The organism is Proteus sp. PR00208 (assembly GCF_016238545.1).
GTDB lineage: Bacteria > Pseudomonadota > Gammaproteobacteria > Enterobacterales > Enterobacteriaceae > Proteus.
This window is the reverse complement of record NZ_JAEHQE010000051.1, coordinates 1-1,612: the sequence shown is the minus strand read 5'-3', so window position 1 is coordinate 1,612 and position 1,612 is coordinate 1. Positions and strand designations below refer to the sequence as shown.

The window sequence follows — 1,612 nt, the reverse complement described above, 5'->3', positions numbered from 1 at the left end:
ACTCCGTGCCTTTGGTTATGTGTCCGCTTACGACTGTAAAAATATCAGCGAAGCGATCAAGTACCGTGACAACTTTGGTCAACGTGAATTGATGGTAATTTTCCCTGATTTCACGTCATGGGATAGCACCACTAATAGCGAGACTACGGCTTACGCCACTGCGCGTGCGCTAGGTTTGCGTGCCAAGTTAGACAATGATATTGGCTGGCATAAAACCCTATCAAATATCACCGTTAACGGCGTGACGGGCATTTCTAAAGATATCTATTGGGATTTACAAGACCCTGCTACTGATGCCGGTTTGCTGAATGAAAAAGGCGTGACGACGCTTATTCGTCGTGATGGTTTTCGTTTTTGGGGGTCGCGTACTTGTTCGGATGATCCGCTGTTTGCCTTTGAGTCTTATACCCGTAGCGCGCAAGTCCTCGCTGACACCATGGCAGAAGGGCAAATGTGGGCGATTGATAAACCGTTAACGCCATCTTTAGCGCGGGATATCGTTGAAACCATCAATGCAAAATTACGTTCACTGGTCAGTCAGGGCTATTTGTTAGGCGGTGAATGTTGGTATGACCCGGCATCAAATAGCAAAGAAGAACTTAAAGCCGGCAAGCTCACACTGGATTATGACTACACACCAATTCCACCAATGGAAAATCTGATGTTACGTCAGCGTATTACCGATAAATACCTGATGGATTTCGGTAACAAAATCAAGGGGTAAATCATGGCGTTACCACGCAAGCTAAAGAATTTTAATTTATTTATGAATGGCACCAATTATGTGGGCGTTGCGGAAGAACTCACGTTACCAAAAATCACCCGCAAATTAGAAGCGTATCGCGGGGGCGGTATGAATGGTTCAGTGCAAATTGATATGGGCCTTGATGACGGTGCACTAGATACCGATTTTACACTCGGTGGTGCTGATATTGAGGTTTATCGTCAGTGGGGTGCATCGACCATTGATGCGGTACAACTGCGTTTATGTGGTGCTTATCAGCGTGATGATACGGGGGAAACATTAGCAGTTGAAGTGGTTCTCCGCGGTCGTTATAGCGAAATCGACCCGGGTAACTGGAAATCGGGCGATAACACGCAAACCAAAGTGTCAGTAAAACCCACTTACTACAAGTTAGTGATGGACGGTCAAGAAATCATTGAGATTGATATCGTCAATATGGTGGAAAAAGTCGACGGTAAAGACTTATTACAAGCACAGCGTGACGCGCTTGGGCTTTAATTAAATTTAGGAAAACAAAATGATAGAGCAAATTGAAGACCAAAACCAAGAGCCAATTGAATGGGTTGTTGTTAACGGTGACCAAGCCACGGTGACATTAGAACAACCACTTATGCGCGGTGAAACCAAAATCGAAAAAGTGACCGTGCTTAAACCCAATTCAGGGGCATTACGCGGTGTGCGTTTACAGCCGTTAATGGATATGGATGTTGATAGCATGATGCAGGTATTACCCCGTATTACTATGCCAACGCTAACCAAAAACGATGTGCTGTCTTTAGCTGCGGGCGACTTGGTAAACCTAAGTGTACAGGTGGTCAATTTTTTATTACCGAAGTCGGTTATGCCCGATTCCCTAGCGAATTAACT

General features: G+C 45.0%; 3 protein-coding genes. All 3 read left to right on the top strand.

Features of this window, described 5'->3' with window-relative positions; translation table 11 throughout:
* On the top strand, positions 1-724 hold a 724-nt coding region (locus JEP36_RS17645; RefSeq protein ID WP_198630571.1), incomplete at its 5' end, for a phage tail sheath subtilisin-like domain-containing protein.
* Positions 725-727: 3 nt separating this feature from the next.
* A complete protein-coding gene (locus JEP36_RS17640) occupies positions 728-1,243 on the top strand; it encodes a phage major tail tube protein (RefSeq protein WP_198630570.1) in 516 nt (171 codons plus the stop codon).
* Positions 1,244-1,262: 19 nt separating this feature from the next.
* Positions 1,263-1,610 carry a phage tail assembly protein gene (locus tag JEP36_RS17635; RefSeq protein WP_198630569.1) on the top strand — a complete coding sequence of 116 codons (348 nt, stop codon included), beginning with the start codon at positions 1,263-1,265 and terminating at the stop codon, positions 1,608-1,610.
* Positions 1,611-1,612: the final 2 nt, after the last annotated feature.